Genomic DNA, 8,577 nt, shown 5'->3' with positions numbered 1-8,577 from the left:
GGAGACACCCGCAGTGAGCCCGCGGCCGGCAGCCTGGCCACCCCGCTCAGCGCCAATCTCGGTCACGCCGTCACTGCGGCTGACGGACCCCGCCGGCCTCCTCGCGGACACGCCGGGGGCCAGGAACCCGGCCACGACGCGGGCGAACAGAGCAGCGGAGTGAAACTTCAGGACCGCACTCCTCGCCCTTGTGGGGGAGGGGGATCATCCGCGGAGGTGATCCGGGAGCACGCGCTGCCCGACACAGTGAGGGCATGACCACCCACACGGCGCACATCAACACGACAGCGGCATCGACAGCGACAGCGACAGCGACAGCGACAGAACGGCCCGTTCCCCGGTGGGCGGCCGGCGCCGCCCGTGCGATGCCTTTGGTCGCACTGCCTGTGTGCCTGTGGCGTCTGCCCATCGCCTTCGGCTACGGCATGGGCGGTGAGGTCCTCCCGCCGTCGCCCTGGAACATTCCTTACGTCGTCGGACTCAGCGTCATGTCCGAGGCATTCGCACTGCTCAGCTTCGGCTTGGTCCGCCGGTGGGGAGAGGTTGTGCCCATCTGGGTCCCCAAACTGGGCGGCAGACGCATCCCGCCCTTCGCAGCGTCCCTCCCCGCGACGATCAGTGGCCTCTTCTTCACCGCCCTGATGGTCGATTGGGTGTTCGGGGCCTTCCACCTCGGCGGTGCTGAGGGATTCCCCTACGCCGAGGGCTGGGACGTGCTGGCGATGACGGTCAGCGGTCTGTTCACCTTGTGGGGCCCCCTGCTCCTGGCCCTGACGTACGCGTATCACCGCCGCCGTCGCCCTCGCTGAGCTGGCCATGCGCGACCCGGTCGCCGGAGGCCCACTGAGCCGCCCGCGCCGCCCCCGTCCGGAGCCCGCGCGGTGCTTCATCTCAGCCGTGGCCATGCCCGTGCCCGCGCCCGTGCCCGCACCCGTGGCCACGGGCAAAGGGGAGCTGATCGCTCTATTTGACGCACCCCCGTACCCGTCATCAGCGAAACCCACACGCTCCGCTAGCATGTTCGAGTTCGCGACGATCGCATTGAAATAAGACAAATCGGCTGAAAATTGATATCTACGATAACGCGATTGTTTTCGCGAATAGACGGCAGAGCCAGGTTCGCTGCATGGCGCCAACCACGCTCCATGTGGTGGGTCGCGGTGAGTGTGGTGGCCCTCGGATTCCTCATCGGACTGGAGATCGCCGCGCGGCGGTACGGTGAGGCGGGGCCGATCACCAACCAGGCGCGCGAGGTGATTTTCGCCCCCAAGTCGGGGACCGTGCTGTACGTCAGCATGGCGTTGATGACGGTGGTGCTCACCTGGCGGCAGCGGTTCATCGCGGTCGGCGCCGCGATCGGCATCGACCTCGTCTTCTGGCTCGTGCGGTGGGCGGTCGACGCCGAGATGATGTTCGGCAACGGCGCGTTGTGGGTGACCCTGGCCTGTGCCGTCATCGCTGTCACGCGCCGCACCGGCCGGGACCGTGTCCTGCTGCTGAAAGGCGTCGGACTGGCCCTCTTGCTGGTGGCCGGCCGCAAGACCGGCTACACCTGGCTGCTGATCACGTCGAAGACCCGACAGTCGGTGCTCGACCAGTACGTGGCAACCGCCGATCACGCGTTGGGCAACCCGTCGTGGGTGGTGGGCCGGATCGTCGAGGCCACCGGCACGGTCGGCGCCCACGTTCTCGAGTGGGTCTACATCCAACTCGCGGTGGCCGCGGTCGTCGTCGCGCTGTACCAGCTGCGCAACGTGGCGGCCGAGCGCTGCTTCCCGGCCCATCACCTGGTGCGCACCTTTCTGGTCATCGGCCTGCTCGGGCCGGGCATCTACATGATCTACCCGGTGGTCGGGCCGATCTTCGCCTACGGCGCCGACGGCGGACACTGGGCGGTGGCCGACCTGTGGCCGGACACGCCGCCTGCGCTCAGTGCCCCGCACCCGATGCCCTTCGACGAGATCACCCCGCGCAACTGCATGCCCAGCCTGCACACGGCGTGGGCTACCGCGATCTTCATCCATTCCCGCAAGGGCCCGCGGGCTCTGCAATTCGCAGGCGCGTTCTGGCTGATCGCCACGCTCGGCGCAACGCTGGGCTTCGGCTACCACTACGGCGCGGACATCATCGCCGGCGTGGTGTTCACGCTCACGATCGAGACGGGGCTGCGCTCGCTCAGCCGCGGCTGGGACCGGCCGGGAATCCAGCTGGTCGTCTACGGCGCCGCGGTCTTCGCTGCGCTCTTGGCGTCGTATCGCTACCTGTCGACGGTGATGGCCGGACATCCGTGGGTGTTCGGGCCGTTGCTCATACTGGCGATGGCCTCAGTGGTCTACGGCTACGTACGGACCACCAGGCTGTGGGACCGGCAGCCCGCGTCGGCGCATCTGCCGGAACCGCGACGCGAACCGCAGCTCGAACTGGTGTGAGTCGTGCGGCAGCGGGTCGTGGGCTGAACGCCTCCCGGCCGGCCCGAGGAACTGCTCGATGGCACGGTCCCGGGGGGTAGGGCATCGAGGGGGGCACGCGGCCCGCAACGTGGCCGCGCGGCCGCGAGGGGGAGGGGCCGGTGGCGCCCGTCCGCTCGCGGCCGGCGGCGGCGCTGTCAGCGGGACGCTCTACCCTGCGTCACATGATCGAGGGGGAATTCGCCGCACCGTCACCTGGTGGGCTCGCCGACGAGGTCGCGGCTGTGCTGGCCGACCGCCGCGACCCCGGCGTGCAGACGTTCGAACGCGTGCTCAACGCCGTTGTGAGTCATGGCTACCGGGACCGCGAGACACTGACCGCCGCACTGGGGAGCGTCCCGCGCGAGTTCACGGTACGGCCGCACCCCAAGGTGCAGTGCCTCGCCGGCGTCGTCGGCGCCGCGGTGGGTCCGGTACAAGCCGAGGACCCCTGGGAAAACGCCGGGGCGGGCTGGCTGGAGCTGTGCCAGCACATGGCGTTGGACTACGTCGCGGGAGCTCGCGTCGCCGAACTCGCCGCGCGGCTGCGGGCCGGTGACCCCGTTCCGTTCCTGCTGTCCGTGCCGAGCAGGCCGACCGGGGCGGTCGAGCCGCACGAACTGGTGGCGCGCCTCGCCAAGTACGAGCGGCTGGGTCTCCGGCCCGGCCCGGCGGACCTGGGGCAGGCGCTGCTGCGCTGCGGCGGCCCGGTCGATCCCCGAGCAGTGGGCGCCGCAGAGGAGCTGGAGCTGGAAGAGGGGCCTCGGGTGGCCGCGTGGCTGCGGCAGGGCGGTCTGCCCCGACCGGCGTGGTGGCGGGAGCGCGAGTCCGGCGCACCCGAGCGTCCCAGCAGGCGCCGGGGAGCACGGATCGGCCGCCGGATCCTGGTGGGGCACGGGGCGATCGAGGGCCGCGGTGCCTTCCCCCGGCGTTTCTGGTCGCTGTTCCGGAAGTTCGAGCCGCACATCGGCTGCGCGCATGCGTCCCTGCCGGACGGCCGGGACGCGCACACGGTGGCCACCCTGCCCTGGCATCCGGAGATCGCAGCGGCCCGGCTGCTGACGGGTGTCGCCTCCGCCGCCGACCAGGACGGCCGTGGGGCCCCCGCGTTCCTGGAGGCGCTGGCCGCGGCCGAGGGGCCGGCCGGACCAGCGGTGCACCTGGCCCTGGCGTACGGGCTTGCCTCCGTCCCGGACGGGGACCGGGAGGCCGCCGTACGAGCGCTGGTCCTGCTGGCCTCCCGGGGCCGGCTGGACGGGGGACTGCTGGGCCGGGAGATGAACGAACTCGTGGGGCTGGGCACGCTGAGGGTGCCCCTGCTGACCGAATCGCTCCGGGCGGCGGCCGCCCTGCCGCAGGGAGCCGCGGCGGTCTGGGCGGTACTGGCCCCAGCGCTCCCGGGCCTCCTGGCGTGTACCCGGCCGCAGGCGCACGGGGCAGTACTGGCCGTCGCGGCGGATGCCGCACGGCTGTCGGGTGCGTACGGTGAGCTGCCCGAGGTGACCGCTCTCGCGCAGCGGCCGGGTTCGTCCCACCTGGTCAAGGAGGCGCGGCGGTTGCGTGACACGCTGGCCGGGCACTGATGAGGACCACCTCGGCCGAGGTGGTCCATGCCGTCCTCGGGTGCCACCCACGCTGCCGGCCTCCCCAGGGGCAGGGGAGCGACGTGGGCCCCCGGGGGCGTCCCGAAGCTTGCAGATCGCCCATCGGCCCGCCCCGCGCCTCGCGGGCACATCGCACGCCAGGACGATCTCCCGGCGGCTACTTCACGCCGCTCTGTCGCGCTCCCGCGTCCACCGGCTCCGGCGAGGAGGGGCCCGGCTGAGGACCCTTCCTCGCCCGACTCCGGTCGCGGGACCACGCGACCGCACCCACCAGCACGGCTGCCCCAGCTCCGTACAGGGGCAGCCACAGGGTCGTCGTGGCTGCCAGGCAGTCGGCAACGGCCTTACGGCTCTGAGCCTCTTGCGCGTAGGCGAGAGCAGCACCGTCGCGACCGGCCAGGTCCGCCACCGCGGCCCTCGTCCGCATGACCTCGTACCTGCCCAGCCCACCGCACCCGCTACGCGTGTCCGGCATCGGGAACAGCCAAGCCCAGCGCTGCAGCATGGGAGCCAGTGCGATCGCTACGCACAGGCCGACGACCAGCGAATACGCGACCAGATTGCGCATGTATGCCGATCGGATGCCGGGCGTCCATGCCGGCCGTACCTGAAAGGCGAAGATCACCGCGAAAAGCGTCAGGCCGATGTACGTGGCGAACCACTGCCAGGAACCCTGCGCGAGTGCGAACGTCAGCACAGCGGCGAGGCCAATGCCGACGACCCCGGCCTGACCGGCCGCGCCATCGCCTGCTCCGGCAGATGCAGGCTTTCGGCTTCCTCGAGGACTGGGGTCGTTCACGGGCCTCTCCTGCAGGGTCGGAGGCATCAGCATCCGCCACGCGCCGCCACGGGCCCCGGCGCCATGCCGGACGGGTACGGATGGCGCCCGGATGGGGGAGCCACAGGCCAGTCCGCCCTGCGTTCCGGCGCAGGCGACGGAGGCCACGCACCCGATCCCAACCCGCCTGTCCAGCCCGGCGCGGGTGGAAGCGGCCAAGTCGGCGGGGTCGGCGACGGAGGGTCGGACAGGCGGCTCGCGAGCCTTCAGATCGGTTACTCGCCTCCGGCAGGACGGAAGCGCACAAAGTCCACCTCGTCCGCGTTGGTGGCGAAATCAACCCGCCAGCGCCCGGCCCCGAGTTTGATGACACCCACCCCGTCATTCGCTCGAATGCGTTCTGGATCTGCGGCTCCGGCGAAGGCCGAATCGAACATGTACAGGCGCCCGTCGGCCAGTGAGAGGACGTCCACTCCTACAGAGCGCCAACCATGCGCGGGGACGCTCTCGGGATCATGATCGGCTTCGTCGGTCGATGGGCGCACGAGGATCCCGCCCTGGCGGTCCGCCTCGAACCACGTGAGGATTTCACCGTCAAGGATCAGGCCGGGCTGCCCCTGCACATCGACCCATCCGAAGCCTCCGAACGGCGTCGCCTCGGAAACCGGTGGATCGCACGCCCGGTCGTAGTCGCACTCCGGGCCGTCCGCGGCGCCCCAGGCCCAGCCTTCAGGAACCTCGATGCCCACGGGAGGTAGCGTCCCCCGCCAGTGCGCAGCAGTTTCTGCCGGGACGACGATGATCGGTCCGCCGCCCGAAACCGTCCAGGGGCGGCCGCGTTCATCGACATTCGTTCCCAACGAGGACCCCCGGAGCGATTTCTGTATACGCATGCCCTCGCGCGTGCCCGCAATGCTTTCGTGCGCGTGGCGTTCGCAAGTGAGCCAACCTTACTCAACGTGGCCAGGCGCCCAGCGATTCGACTCCTGGGCGTTCGCCCCCGGCGACGGTTCAGGCGTATCTGCTGAAAAGGGATTCAATGTATCCCTCCAGTCTTTGGGTCAGGACACTGGCAGTGAGATCCAGGCGGCCCAGTTCACGCCAGGGGACACCGACCTTCTCGGCGTCCGGAGCGAACCCCAACGCGTCCAGCAGCCGCCAGTAGAGATGGGCGGTGCGGTCTTCGGTCAAGGTTCCTCCCGCAGCGACGTAGCGGTCGGCGAAGCGCATTCCTGCGGGAATCCCGTGCAGCAGGGCGAGGGCCGTCGAGCAGTGGGCCACGTCCAAGTCGGCCGGCCCCCAAGAGGTCTCCACCCAGTCGACGACACCACTGATCTGAAGAGCATCGTCGGTGCCCGTGAAGAGCACGTTGCCGGGATGGAAGTCCCGGTGCAGGAAGCAACCCTGATAGGCAGGGGGCTCCCGGCGGATGGCGTCGACAGCCCGCTGCCAGAGCTCAGGCCGCTCGGTGGCTGCGGGCAGGGTCACCCGCTCGGGAGAGGTCCAGGCCTGGTAGGTGCGGGGCCGTTGTGGCGCGGTCACCGGCAGTTGATGGATACGCACCAGATGCCGGGCCAGCAGTTCAGCGCGGTCGTCAGCACCCTGGTCACCCAGGCGCACGGTCCCCGGGAGCAGAGACATGAGCAAGGAGGGGTGATCGCAGTGCTGCGCGGTCGCATCCACCGCCGTCAGCGTGGCCGCGGGCACGTCAGTGTCACCGAGCAGGCGCAGGATGGTCGCCTCACGGGTCAGCAGGCCCTCCGCGTGCCGAACGAAGAAGGGCTTGACGAAGGACCGCAGAACGAGTGAGCGCCGGCCACCCGGCCCAGAGAGGTCCAGGCGGCGCATCTCCGAGGTCCAGCCGCCGCGCAGCCGCACAACCCTTTCGATGCGCTCCGCCTCGGACAACCCGTTCTCCACCCAGGAGCGCGTGGCACCCCAGCCCTGACTGCCGACATCCGCGCTGACACCCTCGGTCCCCTCACCCAAACCCATGGAGGCAGGCTAACCGGTGTTCGCACCGGAGATCACGGGTGGTTCTGGTCCGTCGATCTGGAGGAATGGGCCGACGGCCCCGCGCATGCGCGCGTCGGCGCCTCCGCTTACCCTCGAAGAGGTGCGTTCCACCCAACCCGCTGCGGCGCCGCCCGGCAGGGCGGCCGCGGATGTCGGCAGAGGAACGAGAGCACATGCCAAAGCACAGCATCAACGCGGCGGCTGCCGCGGCCACCCTGGTCTGCCTGGCGGCGTTCGGCGCGACACCGGGCAGTGCCGCATCGCCCCAGGCCCCGTTCGCCGGGCCCAGCCCGACCCCTCCGTCGCGCTTCGTGCCCGGCCCCTGCCCGAGGACGCCCGAGCCGATCGGGGCGCTGAGCACCGCCCGGTGCGGCTTCCTGGAAGTCCCCGAGAACCGCGCCCGCCCGAACGGCCGGACCATCAAGCTGCCCGTTGCGGTCATCGCGGCCACGGAGCCGAAGCCCGGCGAGGACCCCGTGGTGTTCATGGCGGGCGGCCCCGGCGCCGACACGTTCGACGACATCCCCTTCCTGGTCGACTCGGGCCTGAACAAGAACCGAGAACTGATCATCATGGCCCAGCGCGGAAACCTCTACGGGCAGCCGAACCTCGCCTGCCCGGAGATCGACCGGTACAACGAGAAGGCCGTGGGCCTCCGCTACGACACGCAGGCGTCGCAACGGCCCCTGCTGGACGCGGTGAAGCAGTGCCGCGACCGCCTGGCGGCCGACGGAATCGATCTGAGCGCCTACAACTCCACGGAGAACGCAGCGGACTTCGCCGAACTGCGCACGGCACTGGGCCTCAAGGAGTGGAACGTCTACGGGTACTCCTACGGCACCAACCTGGCCCTCACCTACCTGCGCGAGCACCCCCAGGGCATTCGGGCGGTGGCGCTCGACTCGCTCACCCCTCCGGTGAGCATCGCCCTGCCGGTGACCTGGAGCAGTGCCAAGCAGGGGATCGAGGCCATTTTCGACGCCTGCGAGGCCGAGCCCCGCTGCAAGAGCCGCTATCCGGACCTCCCCCGCACGCTGACCGAGCAGGTACGCAGGCTGGAGGCGAAGCCGCTGGTGCTGAACGCCAAGCCGGCGAAGGGGGGAGACACGGTCAAGGTCGACCTCGACGGGGGCGCACTGCTGAACGTGCTGATCGACAACAGCGTCAAGGCCGCCGACGTCCCGGCGGCGATCGACGAGCTCAGCCGCGGACGTCCGGAGCGCTTCGCACAGGCCCGTGCGTCCGGTTCGGTCCAGACCATCGGCGAAACTGCCCATGGCCTGACGAATTCGGTGGCGTGCAGCGAGTGGGTGCCGGGTTCTTCCCCGTCCGACGTGCTGAACGCGGGGCGCAAGGCCTTCCCCGGATGGCCCGACACGGTTCTGGCCCAGGCACCGCAACTCCCCTTCGAGTACGACGTGTGCGGCATCTGGAACGTTCCGGACCGCACCGCCACCCAGCGGGTGGCCACCACGAGTGCGGTACCCGCGCTCGTCCTCCACGGCACGTTCGACGTGAAGACCGGCGTGAGCCTGGCCGAGGACGCGGCCCGTACGCTGTCCCGCTCGACCTCCGTGGTGATCCCCGGAATCGGGCACTGGGTGGTCCCCCAGTCGCCCTGTGCGCAGCAGGTGCTGGCCTCGTTCTTCGCCCATCCGACTGAGCCCGACACCGGTTGCGTGGACGGTCTCACGCCGAAGCCGTTCACGATCGTCCCGAAGTGACAGGAGGG

At 70.3% G+C, this 8,577-nt stretch carries 7 protein-coding genes; 4 read left to right on the top strand and 3 right to left on the bottom strand.

Going from position 1 to position 8,577, the window contains the following annotated elements; all coding sequences use genetic code 11:
• Positions 1–365 precede the first annotated feature (365 nt).
• The 3 genes from AB0D48_RS31775 (at position 366) to AB0D48_RS31765 (ending at position 4,030) form a co-directional block, all read left to right on the top strand.
• Positions 366–809 carry a hypothetical protein gene (locus AB0D48_RS31775; protein ID WP_362404773.1) on the top strand — a complete coding sequence of 148 codons (444 nt, stop codon included), beginning with the start codon at positions 366–368 and terminating at the stop codon, positions 807–809.
• A 336-nt stretch (positions 810–1,145) separates the two neighbouring features.
• Positions 1,146–2,429 (top strand): DUF5933 domain-containing protein, encoded by a 1,284-nt coding sequence (locus tag AB0D48_RS31770; RefSeq protein WP_362404770.1) that lies wholly within the window; start codon positions 1,146–1,148, stop codon positions 2,427–2,429.
• A 203-nt stretch (positions 2,430–2,632) separates the two neighbouring features.
• On the top strand, positions 2,633–4,030 hold the full coding sequence (locus AB0D48_RS31765) for a hypothetical protein (protein ID WP_362404767.1): 1,398 nt from the start codon (positions 2,633–2,635) through the stop codon (positions 4,028–4,030).
• Positions 4,031–4,208: 178 nt separating this feature from the next.
• Here the strand turns inward: AB0D48_RS31765 and AB0D48_RS31760 are convergent, their stop codons facing one another.
• The 3 genes from AB0D48_RS31760 to AB0D48_RS31750 all read right to left on the bottom strand — a co-directional run bounded on the left by AB0D48_RS31760 (position 4,209) and on the right by AB0D48_RS31750 (position 6,824).
• Positions 4,209–4,850, bottom strand: a complete 642-nt coding sequence (locus tag AB0D48_RS31760) for a hypothetical protein (protein ID WP_362404764.1) — start codon at positions 4,848–4,850, stop codon at positions 4,209–4,211.
• Between the two features lie 254 nt (positions 4,851–5,104).
• Positions 5,105–5,578, bottom strand: a complete 474-nt coding sequence (locus tag AB0D48_RS31755) for a hypothetical protein (protein WP_362404761.1) — start codon at positions 5,576–5,578, stop codon at positions 5,105–5,107.
• 262 nt (positions 5,579–5,840) lie between these two features.
• A complete protein-coding gene (locus tag AB0D48_RS31750; RefSeq protein WP_362404758.1) occupies positions 5,841–6,824 on the bottom strand; it encodes a phosphotransferase in 984 nt (327 codons plus the stop codon).
• A 194-nt stretch (positions 6,825–7,018) separates the two neighbouring features.
• Here AB0D48_RS31750 and AB0D48_RS31745 point away from each other — a divergent pair, with 194 nt between their 5' ends.
• A complete protein-coding gene (locus AB0D48_RS31745; RefSeq protein WP_362404753.1) occupies positions 7,019–8,569 on the top strand; it encodes an alpha/beta fold hydrolase in 1,551 nt (516 codons plus the stop codon).
• The last annotated feature ends 8 nt before the right edge of the window (positions 8,570–8,577 follow it).

This window comes from Streptomyces sp. NPDC048269, assembly GCF_040652395.1.
Lineage (GTDB): Bacteria > Actinomycetota > Actinomycetes > Streptomycetales > Streptomycetaceae > Streptomyces.
Note: the sequence above shows the minus strand (reverse complement) of the source record. Positions and strands in the feature narration are given on the sequence as shown.

What these genes read in the sequence shown, in the direction of transcription:
- AB0D48_RS31770 (WP_362404770.1), top strand. Translation starts at nt 1,146, where the DNA reads ATGTGGTGGGTCGCGGTGAGTGTGGTGGCCCTCGGATTCCTCATCGGA.
- AB0D48_RS31745 (WP_362404753.1), top strand. Translation starts at nt 7,019, where the DNA reads ATGCCAAAGCACAGCATCAACGCGGCGGCTGCCGCGGCCACCCTGGTC.
- AB0D48_RS31765 (WP_362404767.1), top strand. Translation starts at nt 2,633, where the DNA reads ATGATCGAGGGGGAATTCGCCGCACCGTCACCTGGTGGGCTCGCCGAC.
- AB0D48_RS31775 (WP_362404773.1), top strand. Translation starts at nt 366, where the DNA reads ATGCCTTTGGTCGCACTGCCTGTGTGCCTGTGGCGTCTGCCCATCGCC.
- AB0D48_RS31750 (WP_362404758.1), bottom strand. Translation starts at nt 6,824, where the DNA reads ATGGGTTTGGGTGAGGGGACCGAGGGTGTCAGCGCGGATGTCGGCAGT.